Origin of the sequence: Corallococcus sp. CA047B (assembly GCF_003612065.1) — a bacterium.
GTDB lineage: Bacteria > Myxococcota > Myxococcia > Myxococcales > Myxococcaceae > Corallococcus > Corallococcus praedator.
Window position 1 is genome coordinate 13,550 of the sequence record NZ_RAWD01000080.1, and the last position, 17,026, is coordinate 30,575.

Genomic DNA, 17,026 nt, shown 5'->3' on the forward strand with positions numbered 1-17,026 from the left:
CACCCTGGCGGAGGCCACCATGCGGGGACGTCGGATGTACGTCATTGGCGGACTGCTGGGCCTGCTGGCTGCTCCCACGGCGGCCCTGGCCTGGCCGGTGGACCAGGCCCTGACGCTGGAGCCGGGCAAGGAGACCTTCCAGAAGCTGACCGCCGTGGACTGGGCGGAGGTGGAGGACGCGTCCGTGGCGTCGGCGGAGGCGCTGCCGGGCAGCGGCGAGCTGCTCCTGACGGCCCACAAGCCCGGCGTCACGATGATGCTGCTGTACGCGGAGGGGCGCTTCGCCGTGTGGCGCGTGGCGGTGGGGCCCACGGAGCTGGAGAACTTCGCGCCCCAGTTGGCGGCGGCGAAGAAGGCGTGTCCGGACCTGAAGGCGACGCAGGGCGTGGACAAGTCGCTGACGGCCACGGTGAAGGACGCCGCGTGCCGCACGGCGCTGCGCGAGCTGCTGCGCACGGAGGCGTATCTGGCGCGGGAGCTGGACCTGACGTTCGACATGCCGCAGCTCCAGGCGCAGTTGGAGGACTTCACGGCGGGGATGCCGCCGGGGCTGGCGGTGCGCTACAGCGGCGCGGGGCTGGTGCTGACGGGCAAGACGGACCGGGCGGGGCACCACAAGGCGCTGTGGGCGTTGTTCAACCGCGCGGTGGGCCGCGTGCCGCTGGAGGATCGGGCGGAGGTGGAAGCGCCCCCGAAGCCGGAGTCCCCGCCGGAGGACACCGTGGACGCGACGGTGTCGGACGTGCCGGCGCCGGACGCGGGGACGGTGCCCGCGAAGGGCAAGCCGAAGGCCGTCCCGGGCAAGAAGAAGCGCTGAGCGTCCGGCTGCTTCCCGTGAGGCGGGACGTCCTCCGCCCAGGCGTCCGCTTGCGGTATGACTTCAGGCGGAGGTCCGACGATGACGGGGAGAGCGATGCGCGCGGTGCTCACGTGGGGACTGGTGCTGGCGGTGTGGCCCCTGGCCGCGCGGGCCCAGGTGGATGCGGACAACGGCGACGCGGTGGTGGTGGACATGCCGGAGCCGGACCGGGGCTGCCCGGCGAAGCCGGAGTTCCTGCCGATGACGCCCATGGCGCTGGTGGGAATCGAGCGGCTGGGCTGGCTGGTGCACCAGGCCATCATCCCCCCGGGCAAGGACAAGTTCTTCCAGGCGGGAGCGCGCAGCCGTTCCGGGGTGAAGCCGGTGCCGGCGGAGATGGCGCGCAAGCTGGGGGCGCCCGACACGAAGGTGCCGCTCTGGGTGTTCGGCAAGGCGGACTCGAAGGCGTGCAAGGCGACGCCGACCGCGTGGTGGGCGGTGCGGATGGGCACGGACGAGGACCGGCAGACGTACCTGATGGCGGAGGTGGCGGTGGAGTGCGAGCTGTTGCCGCCGGGAAGGCTGTCGGGCACGCCCGTGGCGCTCCGGCAGAAGGACGAGCCCACGGGGTGCAGGCTGCGCCGGCCCAATCGCAGTCAGACGGGCAAGGATTCGGATGGCCTCCCGCCGGACTACGCGGAGCACGTGCCGCCGCAGGACTGCGCCGCGCCGGAGTGCGCGCGTCTGTGGGAGTACTTCGGCGTGACGGGGGGCGAGGACTCGGCGGGCGCGTTTGATTTGACGGTGTCCTATCTGCACCGCAATGGCAGCAACCCGTGCAACTGGGCCACGGATGACCTGTCCAAGCTGTTCGTCCGGCACGCGGAGAGCACGGCGTTGCAGGAGCTGAAGCCGGGCGGCGTGCTGTTCGGTGGGCTCTGGGACTTCAACGGCCTGCGCTACATCCTGAGCCGGCAGATGGGCGTGTTCTACGCGTACGACTACCAGCAGTTGAAGGCGCCGAGGCCGAAGATGACGCCCAAGTCCGTGCGCTACGGCAGCCCCACGGAAGAGGACCTCATCCACGCGAAGCGCAGCCTGTCGCCCTGCAAGAAATAGCAGGGGCTCCAAGGCCTCGGCGCGCACCGCTCAGTGCGCGCTGGAGCCGTGATACGTCTTGCGCAGTTTCAGGGTCGGCACTTCCACGGTGCCGTTCTGCCCGTTCTGGCAGAACCACAGGGAAGTCCGCGGCACCGCGCCGTTATTGCCGTGGGTCAGTCCGTTGTAGACGGAGCCGGCGATGAGGTAGCGGAACACCTGGGGCGCGTTGGCGCTGACCAGCTCGTTGTTCTGCTGCATCTCCTTCCACACGACGCAGTACTGCTTCAGCGCCGCCCAGGCGCCCTTCGAATAACGGGGGCTGGCCAGCATCCAGACCTCCAACTGAGGGCACATCTCCGACTCGCCGTCGTCCGCCGCGCCGTAGTGCATCGCTTCGCAGACTTCGTCCGCGCGCGTGTCGTTGAGCGTCACGTCACCCTGCGCCTGCCACCCCGTGAGCCGCGACAACGTGAAGCGGCGCATCATCAGCGCGTCGTCCTGGGTCAGCGACGGGCTCATGAAGGCCGTGGGCTCCGGGAGCGCGAACGCGCCGCCGCCGTGCGGACCCACGCCCGCGTCCAGCACGTAGCCGCCCCAGGTGTACATGAGGAAGAGCGACCACGCGTCCTTCACGAACGCGCGGTAGGAGGGCGGCGTCGCCAGGGCCAATCCCCAGTTGAGGATGTCTGTCATTGCCGCGACCGCCCAGTCGTCGGATTCCTTGTACCAGTAGTACCAGCGGTAGGCCGTCTTCGAGGCCCCCGCCAGGAACGCCTGCATCCCCCGCACGGTGACGTTCGGGTGCGCGGCGAAGTCCCGCGTGTACGCCGCGACCTGCGCGTCGAGGCACCAGAAGTAGATCTTCACGCCCGTTCCCACACGGGCCGCCAGCCGCTTCGGCTCGTCGATGTCCCGCTGACGGTCCGTCGGCGGTGGGCCAATCCAGGTGTAGTGGACATCCATCCGCAGCGGCTCCAGGCGTGGGGGAGCCGGCAGTCTACGGAGGTGTTTTTGTGTTCACCAGGACTTCAAAAGTCCGCTCCGGTTCGCACAGCCCGGCTACGTAGGCCCGGCTTCCGTCCAGGAGCCCCGCCGGGTGGGTTCCTTCAGCGCTTCCTTCAGCGCAGTCAGGAAGCGCTTGCGCGGCCAGGACTCCGCGCCGAAGCGCTCCAGGTGCTCTGTCTCCACCTGGCAGTCGATGAGGTGGAAGCCCCAGCCCCGGAAGCGCTCCACCGCCGTGGCGAACGCGACCTTCGACGCATCCGGCGCGAGCGCGAACATGCTCTCCCCGAAGTACGCGGCGCCCAGTGACACGCCGTACAGCCCACCCACCAGCACCTCGTCGTCCCACGCCTCCACCGAGTGCGCCAGCCCCAGCTCGTGCAGCGTGATGTACGCCTGTTTCATGGCGTCGGTGATCCACGTGCCGTCCTGCCCCGGCCGGTGCACGCGCGAGCACGCGTCGATGACCTTCGCGAACGCCGTGTCGTAGCGCACGGTGTACGTGCCCCGGTTCATCACCTTGCGCAGCGAGCGGCCCACGTGGACCTTCGCCGGCTCCAGCACGAAGCGTGGGTCGGGCGAGTGCCACAGGATGGGCTGCCCCTCGCTGTACCAGGGGAAGATGCCCTGCGAGTAGGCGGCCACCAGGCGCTCCGGGCGCAGGTCTCCGCCCACCGCGAGTAGACCGCTCTTGTCCGCCTTGCCCGGAGGGGGAAACAGCTCCGGCTCGTCATCGCTCAACAGGTAGATGGGCACTTGCGCGCCCCAGTCTAGCGGGACACGTTGAGCTTCACGTCACCCTTCAGGGTGTAGGGCAGTTGCAGCATCGGGCCCTTCACCTCGCCCTTCACGCTGTAGGGCAGGGTTCCCTTGGAGATGAGCGCCTTGACGCCCGGACCCCACGTCTGCTGCGTCACCGACACCTCCACCGGGTACACGCCCGTCGCGGACGCATCCACCGTGTCCGCCTGGGCGACGGTGCCCTCCTCCAGCGGCTTGTCCGCCACGAAGACCTGGTAGGTCAGCGAGTCGAGCCGCAGCGGGAACGGGTTCGGGTTGCGCACGCCCAGGCGCAGGTTGATCTGCACCTCCTCGGGCGAATAGCGCGCGCCGTCCAGGCCCTCCACGATGACCTCCGGCAGCCGGGGCACGCGCACGGCGCGGCTGGCGGCGAAGGGCAGGGTGTCCTCGGTGTCGCCAGTGCGCACCACCAGCGTGCCGCGCAGGGCGATGAGCACCGTGCCGCCCTGGGCGCTCAGGCGGGTGAGGTCCTCGGGGCTCTTCACGTAGGAGGAGCGCTCCTCGAAGGAGAAGTCCGCGGGCGTGCCCGGCGCGAACGGGATGCCCAGCTTCGCGGTGCCCGTCTTGATGACCTGCCCATCGGAGACCAGCTCGTAGTCGGCGCGCTCAATCACGCCGTTGGCGGTGCCCGTCACCTGGCCGGTGTAGCGCACCGTGGCATCGGTGAGTCCCTGGGACACCACGGCGGTCTCCTGCGCCGTGAGGGCGGGGGGGCCGCCGGAGCGGACCGGGGCGGAAGCACACCCGGCGAGGAGGGCGAACACCAGGGACACCACGGACAGCCGGCAGGTCGAGCGATTCACGTTGGACATTCTGGGGAGGCGGGGGGCTGGCCCCAAGGGGTTTTCCGCTAGACTGTCCACCAACCGTGGCTCCCCGACGTCCCAACTTCAACCGGACCTTGCGCTCCCTCATCCGGGACATCGCCGCCCGCATGCCCGAGTTCCGGCACGTGAAGGTGGGCCGCATCCTGGTGGTCGCGGGCGAGGCCCGGCGCGCGTCGCGCGGCACGGTGAAGCCGCTGTGCTTCAAGGGCGGCAAGAGCATCGACAAGGCGGGCCGGCGCAAGCCGGTGGTGCGCATCCGGGGTCGGCGGATGCTGTACTGCATCACCCTGCGGCCTCTCTTCTTCCGGGGCTCCACGGCGAAGGCGCGGCTGGAGACGCTGATGCACGAGCTCTTCCACATGTCGCGCCGCTTCGACGGCACGCTGCACGCGGGCCGCCGCCACGCGAAGCTGGGAGATGATTTCGGTCGCCGGCTGCGGCCCCTGGTGCGGCGCTACCTCAAGGTGTGTCCGGAGGCGCTGCTCGCCGCCCTGGCCCACTCGGGTGAGGTGCGCGTGCTGCAATGGCTGGAGCGTCCGGGCCCCGCGTATCACCCGCGCATGGCGAAGCGCCGCGTGCGCAAGGTCTACACGGAGGACCAGCTCTTCTCCGGCGTGGCCCGCATGGTGACGCCGCGTCCCCGCGTGGTCCGTGAGACGGTCGCCCGCGACGACAAGGTGCACTGAAGGCGCGTCGCGAGCGATGTCCGTGCCCTCCGACTTCGTCAGCCTTGGCGCGCTCCACCGCGAACTGGAGGAGCTGTTCCTGCTGCATCAGGAAGCGCTGATGGGCATGGACCTGCCGGTGGCCCGTGAGCGGCTGTCGCGTTACCGCGAGGACCTCACGCGGCACCTGGAGGCGGAGGAGGCGTTGCTGCTGCCCGAGCTGCCCCGGGCCGGAAGGATTCGCGGGGCCGCGCCGGAGCTCTTCACCGGTGAGCACCAGCGCATGCTCGAACTGCTGGTGAAGTGTCAGGACGCGGTGGACGCCCTGGATCCGGCGGCGCCGGACTACCGCCGCGCGGTGCTGCGGGTGTTCGACATGGAGAGCACGTTCAAGCACCTGGAGCACCACCACTCGCTGCGCGAGGAGACGTACCTGTTTCCCGCGCTGGATGCGGTGCTGGACGCTACGGAGCGACAGGCATTGCTGGCCGCGTTCCTCGCGCGCGCGGAGCCTCCCGTACGTTGATGACTGGAGGGATGAGCGAGCGAGCAGGGAGGGCGTAGGCCGCCTGCCTCTGCTCACAGTGCACCGTGCGTGGTGTCCTCACCGGGCATCCAGCCACGGCGCGGCGCGCTGGCTTGAAAGAGGTTTCCTCCAGGTGGGACGCGGGCTTCTGGCGCGGTGGCTGACATGGGTGTTCGTCTGGGCGTTCGTGGGCCTGGGCTGTGACTCCGGCGTGGAGCTGACGCCCTGTGCTCGCGACTGTGAGGGCGCGGCCTGCGCGGCCTGTGTCTCCAGCCTGCCCGACGAAGCGCTCCGGCCCGCGCTGGCGTGTGATCAGCTTCCCTCGCAGGGCCGGTGTCTGGGGCCCCGAGTGCTGGAGCGGTGTGAAGGCGGCGCCGTGCACCGGGAAGACTGCGGCGAGGACTCCGCCTGTGTCGAGACGCCCACGGTCGCCTGTGTCGCGGGGCTTGCGTGCGTCGATGGCGTCTCGCGCTGCACGGAGGCTCGGACGTGGGAGGTGTGCACGAGCGGCCAGTGGGCCGCGCGCGCCTGTGACGCCGGCTGCGAAGCCGCGCCGGGCCGGGGCTTCTGCGGCGCACCGGGCCCCACGCTGAGCGGTGCGGTGCACTACGCCCGCCGCTTCCCGGATGCGGCGTTCCGGACGTGGACCTCCGAGACGGAGCTCGTCCCCGCTCGGGGTTTCCTCATCGTGTCCTTCCAGGGCGACACGCTGCTGGACTCGCAGGTGACGGACGAAGCGGGCCGCTACACGTTGAAGGTGTCCGCGTCCTCCGCCGATGACGACCGCATCGTCGTGTACGCGGCGGGGCAGGGGCGCGACGGCGCGGTGGCCTACGCGGTGGCGGACCCGGGCCTTCCTGGCGAGCAACGGGTGCAGACGCCGCCGGGCGAAGCGGCCCGCATCTGGAGCTGGACGCGCACGACGCGCGAGCTGTCGCAACAGTCGTCCTTCACCCTCACCGAGCCCGAGGGTTCAGGTGCGGCGGCCGTGTTCGACGTGTTGGGCACGGCGTGGCGCCGGATGCGCGAGCGCTACGGTGGGAAGGACGGATTGCCCGTGGTGGCGTGGCTGGGCTTCGGCACGTCCTGGTCGTGCGGTGCGTGCTTCGCGCGCTGGCCCGTGAAGGCGGTGGGGCGCAGGTGGGACGCGCAGGTATGGCTGCCCGGGGACTCGGATGCGGCGTGGTGGTCGGACGCGATGGTGATGCATGAGCTGGGGCACTGGGTGATGGCCAGCCGGGGCACCAGCCCCGACGAAGGTGGCCCGCACTACGTGGGCGTGCCCACCTTCCCGGGACAGGCGTGGAGCGAGGGCTGGGCCACATGGTTCAGCGCCGATGCCCGACGCAGTCCGCGCTACTACGACCGGCAGGGCGGGACGATGTTCTGGGTGGACCTGTCCGCGCGTGCTTCATCGGTGAGCGCTTGGCCCCGGCCCCATCCGGAGGACGGCCTGCTCCAGTCCGTGGATGAGAACGAAGTGGCGGCCATCCTCTACCGCGCGGCCACCAGCACCGCGTCAAGCCAGCCGCTGTACGACGCGCTCTCCTCGCCCGCGATGAACCGTGCCCCCTGGGCGCGCGGCTACACCCGACACACCTGGAGCCGGGATGAGCGGGGCGTGCTCTCGGAGGTGGTGGACACGGGCAAGCCGTCACCGTGCCTCGCGGACTTCCTGGATGCGTTGGTGTGCACGGGCTTCCCCAGTGCCCGGGTGGACGCGGCGACCGAGCCCACCATCGCCTTCCCCTATCCCAGCCACGAGCCCCTGTGCCCATGAAGCTGCCACGCTCGAAGTTTCGAAGACGGATGGCAGGGGCCGTGCTGGCCCTGGCCCTCATCGGAGCGCTGTCTGCGGGGATGGCTTCGGGCGTGGACCGCGTGCGGCGCAAGAAGTTGCCCCGTGCTTCCGACCTGTCGACTCCCACCGAAGAGGTGCCCCACCGAAGCGCCCAGGCCCCCCGTGCCTCCGCTCACGCCACCGGGGCGACTGCCCACCCGGACTTGTCACGGGACACGCCGTCACGCACAGGCCCGCACCCCAAGGCCGCTCCGGTGAAGACGAACGCCCCTGTCTCATCTCCGCCCATCACGGTGCTCGCACAGGCCCCAGGTGAAGAAGCCACGGAGGCGGACGACCTCCAGCCTCCGCCGACCCTGCCCGCGACCACGGCCCGCGTCCCCGCGCCCCTGCACGTCTCCTGGCGGGTGGTGGAATCCAGCGCGGGCACGGTGAAGCTCATCGCCCGGCTGGAGCGCAGCCCGGGCTTCACCGCGCCGGTGGAGGTGTCGCTGCGCGTGCCGTCGCGAACCCTCCTCCAGGACGGGCCCTCGTCGCCCATCGTGCTGGGCGTGGACGTCCAGGAGGTCCCCTGGACGTTGGCGCTCCCCGAAGGCACGAGTCCCGAAGAAGACCTCGTGCTGCTGGCGAGCGCGGAGGGCGAAGCCTTCGGCGTCCACGCGGAGGCCCGCTACCGCTTTGGCCGCACGCCCGTGGAAGGACCCCGGCCCACGCCCACGGGCCCGCCGCTGCCCGAAGGCTTCATGCGGGCCCGCGAGTGAGCCGCTGGCTCAATGCTCAGCTCCGCGAGCGTCACGCGCACGCGCGCGCCGAACGAGAACGACGCCGTCCCCAGGTTGAGCGACACGGAGTCCGCCGCCCTTCATGACGTGCCTCCTCCTGGAGGGAACGACTCCAGGAGCAGGGAAGCTTCCCGGCTGAAACGTCAAGGCACGTCGGAGGCGACGAGCTTCTGCAACGCCGTCTTCGCGTCCGCGTGGTCGGGCTGGAGCCGCACCGCCTCCGCGTACTCCTTCTTCGCCTCGTCCTTGCGGCCCGTGGACTCCAGCAGCTGCGCCAGCGCGAAGTGCGGCTCACCCGCGACGGGATCCACCTGCGACGCGCCCCGGAAGGACTTCTCCGCGTCCTTCGGCTTGCCCTGCCGGTACAGCGTGTGGCCCAGGTACAGCAGACCCAGCGAGTTGCGCGGCTCCACGGCCAACAGGTCGCTCAGCACCTGCACCGCCTTGGACTCGTCACCGCCACGCAGGTACAGGAAGCCCAGCTCCGCGCGCGCCTCCAACTGCGCGGGGTCCTTCGCCACCACCAGCTCCAGCTCCGGCACGGCCAGGTCCGGCCTGCCGCGCCGCGAGTGCAGGATGCCCAGCCGCGCGAGCGCGCCCGTGTCCGGCTCCTCGCCCGTGGCGGGCGTCAACAGCTTCTCCGCCGCCACGTAGTCGCCCATGGCCAGCAGCAGGTCCGCGAGCCCCAGCTTCGCCCCGCGGTGGTTCGGATCCTCCTTGAGCACCGCCTCGTAGAGGGGCCGCGCCTGCGCGCCCACGTGCTTCTTCGCGTAGGCCTCCGCGAGCACCAGCCGGTTCTCCGTCGTGGGCGCGAGCCTCAGGCTCTCCGTGTACTGCGCGATGGCGCCGTCCAGGTCGCCCTTGGCCCGGAGCGCGTCGCCGTAGCCGGAGCGGGTGCCGGGCTCGTCCGGGAAGGTCTCCACCGCCGTCTTCAGCGTGGCCACCGCCTCGTCCACCTTGCCCAGCCCCAGGTACGCGCGCGCGAGCCCCTGGTACGCCTCCGTCGTCTTCTTGCCGTCGTCGGCGCTCTTCTCGATGGCCTTCTGGAACGCGGACACCGCCTGCGTCTTCTTGCCCTGCGCGAGGTAGAGCAGGCCCAGCTGCGTGTACGGGCCGCTCGAACGGCGGGGCTCCAAGAGCAGCGCCTTCTCGAACGCGCGCGTCGCCTTCGCGTTCTCCCCCAACTGGAAGCACGAGAGCCCCAGGTTGAAGTGCGCCTCCGCGTACTTCGGATCCAACGCGATGGCGCGCGTGAAGGCCTCCGCCGCCTTGCGCGCGTTGCCCTGGCCGTCCAGCACCACGCCCAGGTTGTTCTGCGCCCGCGCGTGCTTGGGGTCCGCCTTGATGGCGGCCTGATACTCCGCGAACGCACCCGTCGCGTCGTTCTCCCGCATCAGGATGACGCCCAGGTTGTAGTGCGCCTCCGCGTCGCCGGCGTTCTGGCGCAGCACCTCGCGCAGCGTCTCCTTGGCCTCCGCGTTCTGGCCCTTCTCCGCCAGCGCCTTGCCCAGGTTCAACCGCGCGACCTGCAGCGTGCCGTCCAGCTTCAGCGCCTCGCGGTACGCCTCGATGGCGTCGTCCGTGCGGTTGGCGCGCTGGAGCACCTCTCCCAGGTTGAAGCGCAGCTCCGCGTCCTGCGGCGCCAGCTCCGTCGCCACCGAGTACTGGGTGATGGCCTCGTCCGTGTCGTCCTGGATGCGCGCCAGCAGGCCGCGCTCCGAGCGCAGCGTGGCCTCTTCCGGCAGGGCCGCCAGCGCCGCGTCCAGCACCGCCTTCGCCTTGTCCACGTCACCCGACAGCCGCAGGGCGCGCGCCAGGGCCACCCTCGCCGGCGCGCCGTCCGGCGTCAGGCTCACCAGCTTCGTCAGCGGGGCCACCGCGCGGCGCGGCTGGTTCTGCGACAGGAAGGCAGTGCCCAGCTTGTAGAGCGCGTCCGGGTCGTCCGGCAGCTTGTCCGCGCGCGGGGCGGCGATGGCGGGCTTCTCTGGAGGCGCGGCCTGCGGAGCCGGGGCCTGGGCAGCGAGCAACTGGAGGATGAGGACGGTGGCGTTCGTCATCACAGGTTCTCCACGTAGGGGCTGGCGCGTGCGTCGAAGGTCTTCTTTGCGAGGGCGGCTTTCTTCGTTTCCCAGGCTTCCTTCGCGGTCTGCGCTTCCTTGGTGTCCTCCGCAAGCGCCGCGCGCTCTTCCTTCACGGCCGCTTCACACTCGGACACCTGCTCCTCGTACTCCTTGACCTCCAGGCGTTCACTGCCCTGCACCTTCGCCTTGCGTGCCGCGGTGAGTCGCGCCAGCTCGAACTTCGCGAACGCGCACCGCAGCGCCAGCTTCTCCACGTCGCGCAGGCCCACGTTGAGGCGCTGGTGCGCGCGCAGGAACTCCACGCGGGACTCGGACTCCGCGATGGCCAGCTGCGCCACCTCGCGCGACGACGCGTCCGGGGCGCGGTCCTCCTCGTCCTCTGCGGCCTCCTGGCGGGACTTCGCCCGGCGGATGTTCTCCCGCGCGCGGTTGACCTCGTTGTCCGCCTCGTCCACGCGGTCGATGGCCAGCGCCAGGTCGTTCTCCGACTCCAGCAGTTCGATGCGCGTCTCGTACGGCAGCTTCTGCACCAGCGAGTCCGGCACGCGCATGCCGTAGCGCGGGCCGCAGGCGGAGGCCAGGAGGGTCAGGCTTAACAGCAGGGTGCGCTTCATGGAGCGGTCGCCTCGAAGCGGCCGAAGATGGTGCGGCCGGAGTAGACGTCGGTGCCGTTGACGAAGGTCACGTTGAACTCGCCCGACACGCGGTCACCGGGGGTTTTCGGAAGGGACTTCACGAAGAGGTTGCCGCGCGCCAGCAGCGGGAAGGGGCGCACCGGCTCATCCAGCACGCTGCGGTCCACGCTGCCCCGCTGCGAGCCGTCCTCCAGGGGTTCGGCCAGGTCGATGTCCAGCGAGCCCGCGTACTCCGGGTCCTCCGGCAGCATGTCCGCCACGCGCGCGCTCACCTTGAGCACCACGTCCTGCCCGGTGCCCTGCGTTTCCACGAAGCTCACCGCCAGCGAGCCCTCCGCCAGCCGCGCCTCGGCCCGCTGGTAGCGCAGGTCCAACAGCGGCGTCACGCTGCCCTCCAGCGCGCCGCCCTCGCCGTCGCCACACGCGGCGGCGGCGAGCGCGAACAGCGCCGGAGCGATGAAGCGAAGGCGCGCGCTCACTTGCACGCCTTCCAGCCCGCGTCCACGTCCGGACCGTTGAGCGTGCCCATGTCCTTGAGCACGGCCAGCTCGCGGCGCGCGCCGTCCGTGTCGCCGAAGCGGCAGCGCAGCGCGGCCAGGTTGAGGCGGGCCTTGTCGTAGGTGGGGTCCGCTTCCAGCGCCTTGGCGTACGCGGCCCGGGCGCCCATCGCGTCGCCCAGGTTGAGCATGGCCCAGCCCAGCGCGGCGTGCGCGGAGGCGCGCGTGTCCTGCAGCTCCGTCACGCGGCCGAAGGTGAGCTGCGCCATGCCGTACTGGTGCGCGTCCAGGTAGCCCATGCCCAGGGCCTCCAGCGCTTCGGCGGACAGCACCTTCTCCGCCTTCTTGCGCAGGTCCTCCAGCGCCGCGGGCTGCGTGGGCGCGGCCGGCGCAGGCACGGGCAGCGAGGCCACGTCCGTGCGGTTGCGGCAGCCCAGGACCGCCGCGTTGAAGACCTCCAGCGACTCCGCGCGGGACAGGCACGCCTTGAAGGCGTCGTCCGAGCGCGCCTTGAGCGGTCCCACCTGCTGCTTCACCGCGTCCTGGAACTGCTTGGTCTCCGCGGCGGACAGTCCGCCCGGCACCGGCGTCTGGTCCACCACGTCCGCGATGTGGCCGTACGCGAGGGCAATCTTCCACAGCGACGCCACCGCCCACTCCGGATACCCGAGCGACGCGGCCTGCGTGTACACGCCCTCCATGGCCTGGAGCGCGGCGACCTTCTCCTCCACCTTGTCGGCGGGCAGGTCCTTGTAGCCGCGGTAGAGGATCTCCCCCAGGTACCACAGCCCCTTGGCCGCCTCTTCCGACTGGCCGTTGGGGCCCTGCACCGCGGCGGTGAGGGTGGTGATGAGCGCGTCGGGGCTCGCCGTGGGCGCGGTCGCCGCCTGCACCTCGGCGAGCACCGCGGCGGCCGCCACGTTGTTCTTGTCCAGCCGCAGCGCGGACTCCGCGGTCGACTTCGCCCGCGCGTAGTCCTTCTGCTTCAGGCGCGTCTCGGCGAGCAGCGACAGCACCTCGCCCTTGCGAGCACCGGCCGCTTCCGCCGCCGTCTCCAGGTTGCGGGACGCTTCCTTGTACTCACCCAGCGCCAGCCGCAGCCGCGCGCCGGCCATCCAGCCGTCCACCGCCGCCAGGTCGCCGCCCAGCTTCTGGCCCACCTGTTCGAACCAGCCAGCCGCTTCCGTGAAGGCCGCCGCTTCGGCCGAGTGCCGACCCAGCGTCAAGAGCACGTCCGACAGGTACTGGCTCTTCGGATAGGACTGCACCAGCTTCGTGCCCAGCTCGCGCTCGCGGGGCAGGTCGCGCTTCTCGCGCGCCGCGGTGAACGCGCCATAGAGCGCCTTCTCGCCGATGTCGGTGTTCTTGTTCTCGTCCGCGACCTTCATCAGGCCGGAGATGACGTCGCCCGTCTCTTGCGCGCTCTGCAGGGCCAGCTCGTCCAGCGCCTCGGACTTGCTCTGCGTGAGGATCTTCTGCACCTCCCCGCGGAAGTTCGCCGGCAGCGACGACGCGAGGAACTTGCGCCCCGTCTCGTCCAGCTTCTTGAAGTCGTTCACCTGCCGCAGGCTGTCCAGCGCCAGATTGCCGGCCACGGGCGCGTCCTTGTACTGCGGATGCGCCAGCGCGAACGCGGTGAACAGCTCTGATGCCTTCGGGTAGTCGCCGTCCTCGTAGTAGGCGCGCGCGATGTTGAACTTCACGTCCAGCACATGCGGGCTCTGCGGGTAGCGCGACACGTAGTTGGCGCCCAGGAGCTTCAGGGCCTGCCGCGCGTCGGCGACTTCAAAGGCGTTGCGCTTGAGGGCCTCTTCCGGCTTGAGCGTGGAGAAGTGGGCCAGCAGCGCGCCGTACATGGCCGCGTCCACCGCCTTGTCGTCCTTCGCCTTGGCCTTGTCCTCGTAGCGGGCCAGCTCCTCGAACTGGCGCGCGGCGTCCGGGAACTCCTTGGCCGCGAAGAGCGCGTCCGCGCGGTTCTTCATGATGGGACGCACGTACTGGTCTGGCCGGAACAGCCCCAGGTACTCGCGGTAGGCCTGCGCGGCCTTCACGTACAGGTCGCGCTCGTCCTTCTTCTGCGCGGCCAGGTGCACCTGGGTGGACAGGTCGCGCGCCATCTCCTCCAGCTCCACGAGCTGCTTCTTGCGGTCCGTGTCCGCGAGCTCCGGGTCCGTCTTGCTCTGCACCGCGGCGCGCACCAGGAAGCGGATGTCCTCCGGCTCCGGCACCACCTTGCCCTTGGCGGCCTTGAGCGAGTCGTACAGCTTCTGGCCGCGCTCCAGGTCCAGCTCCGGATCCGGCTGCACTTCCATCAGCTTGCGCAGCGTGGGGATGGCCCACTCGTACTGCTGCTTGATGAAGTAGCGGTTGCCCAGCTTGTCCAGCGCGAGCGCGTACGTGGCGCGGCTGTCGCTGAGCTTCTCGAAGTAGTTGAGCGCGCCCTTGGGGGGCTTGGCCTCCGTGTAGCTGTACACGAGGTCCAGCAGCGCCTCTCGCTTGACGTTGAGCGCCTTCTTCACGTCCACGCCGGGCAGGGGCGCGCTGGCGGCCGCCGCCTCGAAGAACGTGACGGCCTCCGCGTGCTTGGCCTGGTTCACGCGGATCCAGCCCATCTTGTAGCGGGCCAGGTCGTGCACCGGCGACGGCGGCAGCTCCAGGATGGCTTGGTAGTGCCGCTCCGCCTCGACGAGGTCCGCCTTGTCGAAGAAGTGGTCGCCGAGAATCTGTTCGGCTTCCAGCCGCAGCGGGCTGTTGGGGAACTTGCGCGTCAAATCCCCCAGCGTCTTGAGCATCTCGTCGAACTGGCCCAGTTCGCGCTGCTCGTGCGCCAGGTAGAACGTCACCTGGTCGCCGTCCTTGAAGTCCGGGTACTCGCGCAGCAGGCGGTAGTACATCTGCACCGCCTTCTGCTTCATCAGGCGCGTCTCCGGGGAGACGATGGCGCCCGACGCGCCCTCCGGCCGCTCCTCGGCCTGGAGGTAGTACACGTAGCGGCTCTTCTCCACGTACAGCTCCGCCAGCCGGAACTGCAGGTCCGGGAGGTACGGGGCGTTGCGGCTCTTGGAGATGAGCTTCTCCGTCTCCCCGATGGAGCGGTCCACCTTGAAGATGTCGCGCTTGAGCTTGGTGATGAGCTCGTCGCGCTCCTTCGCCTTGGAGACGATGGGGTTGAGGTTGGGCCCGACGCGGCCGGCGGCGCCAGGAGCTGCGGCCGCGAGCATCGCGGCGGTGATGAGGCCGGTGAACGGGCCGGTCATGGGGTTTCCTCGATGCAACGGCTCTCGATGCGGACCCGGTAGGACTTGAGCTCGTCGTTCCAGTATTCGTTGTCGAAGCGGAAGGCGACCTGCGCGGGGGACAGCATTTCCTCTTCCTCGGCGGCGACCACCTGGGCGCCCTTCTTCACGCGCTCGTACAGCTTCAGGCCCACCTCGTACTCCATCAGGCGCACCTGTTCGGCGGCGCGCAGCAGCGTGTCCGCCTCCTGGCGCACGGCCTCCGCGAGCCGGGCGTCGTACACGCGCACGCCCTCCGCGTGGGACAGGTCATACAGCCGCGTCAGGTGACCGAAGAGCCGGTCACCGAAGCTGCCGGCGTAGCGGCCCAGGCGCTCTCCCTCCAGGTCCAGCAGGGCCACGAACCGGGCGGCGCGCTTCGTGCCGCCGTGCGAGTTGGCGGCGCGGCGCAGGCGCACGTCCTGGCTCAGGTCGTCGCGGGCGCGCACGGACTCCAGCGAGTCCGCGTACCGGCGCGTCAGCTCCTTCGCCGCGCGCTTGGCGGGCAGGTAGTGGCACAGGTCGCGGAAGATGAGCGCGCGCAGCAGGTACTTGTCCGGCAGGAACTCGTCGCGGAAGGACGGCGCGTCCAGGGTGGTGAGGATGCCCAGGGACGCGCGCAGGTCGCCCAGCTTGTAGCGGGTCCACGCCTCTTCCAGGTAGAGGCTCGCGCGGCCCGGATCCAACTGCGGCAGCTTCACCTTGCCGTACGCGTCCAGCGCTCCGGGATAGTCCTTGCGCTCGTAGCGCAGGCGGGCCACCGCGAGGGCGGCCTCGTTGCGAGACTCGCGGGTGAGCTTCTCGTCCTCGGACAGCGACAGGAAGTCCTTCACCATCTCATCCGGTGGATCCTTCACCTGCTTCAAGCGGGTGACGAGCAGGGCGAACTTCGCGCGGCTCGCTTCTGCGCTCGTCTCCGGCAGCTTGGAGAAGTGCGTGCCGGCCCAGCGCTCGTTGCCCACGCGCAGGTCCACCAGGCCCTGCTGGTAGTGCGCGTACGCGCCCGTCTCCTCCGGCAGGAAGCCCAGGTCCAGCGCGCCGAAGACCTGCTCGTCGATCATCACCTCGTCGTGAGGCCGGTCCGTCAGGTCCTTGAGCGCGTCCAGCGCGCGCGGCAGCACGTTGGGGTTGGTGCGCTCGCGGGCGATGCGCGCCAGGTACGTGGCGCCCGCGTGGGTGAGGCCCAGGTCGATGAGGCTCTTGGCGAGGAAGTACTGGCCCCACGCGTAGTTGTCGTCCGTGCGGGGCGTGGCCTGGAGCCACGCGTACAGCGGGCCCGCTGCGTCGCGCGGCTTGCCGTCGAAGTACGCCTTGAGGGCGTTGTCGAAGGTCTCCGGCGGCACCTTCTGGGGCGGGGGAGGCGGGGCCTCCGCCACGGCGGCCTTGGCGGGTCCGGCGGGCGCGGCGGCGGTGCCCGCGTCCGTGGGGAGCGTGCCCGCGTCCGCGGTGCCCGGAGGGGTGCCGGGCTTCGCGGTGGCGGGCGCGGGGGGCATGGGCGGCACGCCCGCGTCCGGGGCGGCGCGGGCGGCCGTTGGGAACACGAAGAGCGCGGCGCTGGTGAGCGCGGCGACGATGAGCGGGCGGGACGTCATTCCGTGGCGCCGAAGTTGAAGGCCGTGCCCAACTGCACGGTGGGCACGTTGACGATGCGCGACGCACCCGCGAAGACGGTGTTGTTCGTCACGTCCAGACGGAAGGACACGTTGCGGCTGGAGAACACGCGCAGGCCCAGGCCCAGGTTGATGGCGGGCCGGAAGCCGTCGCTGCGCTCCACCTTCACCACCGTGCCGCCACCCAGGAGGAAGACCTCGAAGTGGATGACGTTGGTGTTGAGGAAGGACGTCTTGCCGTACAGCGGGCTCCACATCAGGTCGGAGCCCACCATCCACTGCACCTGATCCTCGAAGGCGGTGTTGGTGGGGGAGACGTCGAAGTCGCGCTCCAACTGGCGGCGCAGGCTGGTCTGCACGTTGTAGCTGTACGTGCCGCGGCCCACCTGCCACGCGAAGCTGTCACTGAAGTGGTACGTGTAGCCGACGGTGCCGATGAGCCCCTTGTAGTAGGCGTCCGCGGGCAGCACGCCCACGCCGAGCGTCAGCTCGTGGTGCATGCGGTAGAGGCGGTCCTGCACCGCGGAGACGGTGCCGGGGTTCTCGAGTTCCTCGGCCTGGGCGCGCGCGAGGCCGGGCACCAGGCACAGGAGGGTGAGCAGGATGAATCGCACGGGGGATGTT

The 17,026-nt window shown here is 70.4% G+C and carries 15 protein-coding genes; 6 read left to right on the forward strand and 9 right to left on the reverse strand.

The window, feature by feature from the left end:
- Positions 1-19 precede the first annotated feature (19 nt).
- Both D7X74_RS45025 and D7X74_RS15090 read left to right on the forward strand, forming a co-directional pair.
- Positions 20-817 carry a hypothetical protein gene (locus tag D7X74_RS45025; protein WP_120533660.1) on the forward strand — a complete coding sequence of 266 codons (798 nt, stop codon included), beginning with the start codon at positions 20-22 and terminating at the stop codon, positions 815-817.
- Between the two features lie 81 nt (positions 818-898).
- Complete coding sequence (locus D7X74_RS15090; RefSeq protein WP_120533661.1) at positions 899-1,918, forward strand: hypothetical protein; 1,020 nt, start codon at positions 899-901, stop codon at positions 1,916-1,918.
- Positions 1,919-1,948: 30 nt separating this feature from the next.
- Here the strand turns inward: D7X74_RS15090 and D7X74_RS15095 are convergent, their stop codons facing one another.
- From D7X74_RS15095 to D7X74_RS15105, 3 genes are all read right to left on the reverse strand, one after another.
- Positions 1,949-2,863, reverse strand: a complete 915-nt coding sequence (locus tag D7X74_RS15095) for a hypothetical protein (RefSeq protein ID WP_120533662.1) — start codon at positions 2,861-2,863, stop codon at positions 1,949-1,951.
- A gap of 96 nt (positions 2,864-2,959) precedes the next feature.
- On the reverse strand, positions 2,960-3,658 hold the full coding sequence (aat, locus tag D7X74_RS15100) for a leucyl/phenylalanyl-tRNA--protein transferase (protein ID WP_120533663.1): 699 nt from the start codon (positions 3,656-3,658) through the stop codon (positions 2,960-2,962).
- 14 nt (positions 3,659-3,672) lie between these two features.
- On the reverse strand, positions 3,673-4,515 hold the full coding sequence (locus D7X74_RS15105; protein WP_199741829.1) for an LEA type 2 family protein: 843 nt from the start codon (positions 4,513-4,515) through the stop codon (positions 3,673-3,675).
- A gap of 56 nt (positions 4,516-4,571) precedes the next feature.
- Here D7X74_RS15105 and D7X74_RS15110 point away from each other — a divergent pair, with 56 nt between their 5' ends.
- The 4 genes from D7X74_RS15110 (at position 4,572) to D7X74_RS15125 (ending at position 8,283) form a co-directional block, all read left to right on the forward strand.
- The gene (locus tag D7X74_RS15110; protein ID WP_120533665.1) at positions 4,572-5,216 is read left to right on the forward strand and encodes a hypothetical protein; all 645 of its coding nucleotides are present in this window, start codon (positions 4,572-4,574) and stop codon (positions 5,214-5,216) included.
- A 16-nt stretch (positions 5,217-5,232) separates the two neighbouring features.
- Complete coding sequence (locus D7X74_RS15115; protein WP_120533666.1) at positions 5,233-5,721, forward strand: hemerythrin domain-containing protein; 489 nt, start codon at positions 5,233-5,235, stop codon at positions 5,719-5,721.
- A gap of 133 nt (positions 5,722-5,854) precedes the next feature.
- A complete protein-coding gene (locus tag D7X74_RS15120) occupies positions 5,855-7,501 on the forward strand; it encodes a hypothetical protein (RefSeq protein WP_233595575.1) in 1,647 nt (548 codons plus the stop codon).
- A gap of 29 nt (positions 7,502-7,530) precedes the next feature.
- Positions 7,531-8,283 carry a hypothetical protein gene (locus D7X74_RS15125; protein ID WP_120533667.1) on the forward strand — a complete coding sequence of 251 codons (753 nt, stop codon included), beginning with the start codon at positions 7,531-7,533 and terminating at the stop codon, positions 8,281-8,283.
- A gap of 164 nt (positions 8,284-8,447) precedes the next feature.
- Here the strand turns inward: D7X74_RS15125 and D7X74_RS15130 are convergent, their stop codons facing one another.
- The 6 genes from D7X74_RS15130 to D7X74_RS15155 all read right to left on the reverse strand — a co-directional run.
- Positions 8,448-10,361 carry a tetratricopeptide repeat protein gene (locus D7X74_RS15130; protein WP_120533668.1) on the reverse strand — a complete coding sequence of 638 codons (1,914 nt, stop codon included), beginning with the start codon at positions 10,359-10,361 and terminating at the stop codon, positions 8,448-8,450.
- Positions 10,361-10,999, reverse strand: a complete 639-nt coding sequence (locus D7X74_RS15135; RefSeq protein ID WP_120533669.1) for a hypothetical protein — start codon at positions 10,997-10,999, stop codon at positions 10,361-10,363. The genes D7X74_RS15130 and D7X74_RS15135 overlap by 1 nt, the downstream gene beginning before the upstream one ends.
- A complete protein-coding gene (locus D7X74_RS15140) occupies positions 10,996-11,499 on the reverse strand; it encodes a hypothetical protein (protein WP_233595574.1) in 504 nt (167 codons plus the stop codon). The genes D7X74_RS15135 and D7X74_RS15140 overlap by 4 nt, the downstream gene beginning before the upstream one ends.
- Positions 11,496-14,774, reverse strand: coding sequence for an outer membrane protein assembly factor BamD (gene bamD, locus D7X74_RS15145; RefSeq protein WP_120533670.1), 3,279 nt, complete (start codon positions 14,772-14,774; stop codon positions 11,496-11,498). Before bamD ends, D7X74_RS15140 begins: the two co-directional genes overlap by 4 nt.
- A complete protein-coding gene (locus D7X74_RS15150) occupies positions 14,771-16,384 on the reverse strand; it encodes a tol-pal system YbgF family protein (protein WP_120533671.1) in 1,614 nt (537 codons plus the stop codon). Before D7X74_RS15150 ends, bamD begins: the two co-directional genes overlap by 4 nt.
- Positions 16,381-17,026: outer membrane beta-barrel domain-containing protein (locus D7X74_RS15155; RefSeq protein WP_233602106.1), on the reverse strand; the 646-nt coding region annotated here is incomplete at its 5' end. The genes D7X74_RS15150 and D7X74_RS15155, both read right to left, overlap by 4 nt.

What these genes read in the sequence shown, in the direction of transcription:
- D7X74_RS45025 (WP_120533660.1), top strand. Translation starts at nt 20, where the DNA reads ATGCGGGGACGTCGGATGTACGTCATTGGCGGACTGCTGGGCCTGCTG.
- D7X74_RS15095 (WP_120533662.1), bottom strand. Translation starts at nt 2,863, where the DNA reads ATGGATGTCCACTACACCTGGATTGGCCCACCGCCGACGGACCGTCAG.
- D7X74_RS15105 (WP_199741829.1), bottom strand. Translation starts at nt 4,515, where the DNA reads ATGTCCAACGTGAATCGCTCGACCTGCCGGCTGTCCGTGGTGTCCCTG.
- D7X74_RS15150 (WP_120533671.1), bottom strand. Translation starts at nt 16,384, where the DNA reads ATGACGTCCCGCCCGCTCATCGTCGCCGCGCTCACCAGCGCCGCGCTC.
- D7X74_RS15130 (WP_120533668.1), bottom strand. Translation starts at nt 10,361, where the DNA reads ATGACGAACGCCACCGTCCTCATCCTCCAGTTGCTCGCTGCCCAGGCC.
- D7X74_RS15115 (WP_120533666.1), top strand. Translation starts at nt 5,233, where the DNA reads ATGTCCGTGCCCTCCGACTTCGTCAGCCTTGGCGCGCTCCACCGCGAA.
- D7X74_RS15090 (WP_120533661.1), top strand. Translation starts at nt 899, where the DNA reads ATGACGGGGAGAGCGATGCGCGCGGTGCTCACGTGGGGACTGGTGCTG.
- D7X74_RS15125 (WP_120533667.1), top strand. Translation starts at nt 7,531, where the DNA reads ATGGCAGGGGCCGTGCTGGCCCTGGCCCTCATCGGAGCGCTGTCTGCG.
- D7X74_RS15135 (WP_120533669.1), bottom strand. Translation starts at nt 10,999, where the DNA reads ATGAAGCGCACCCTGCTGTTAAGCCTGACCCTCCTGGCCTCCGCCTGC.
- bamD (WP_120533670.1), bottom strand. Translation starts at nt 14,774, where the DNA reads ATGACCGGCCCGTTCACCGGCCTCATCACCGCCGCGATGCTCGCGGCC.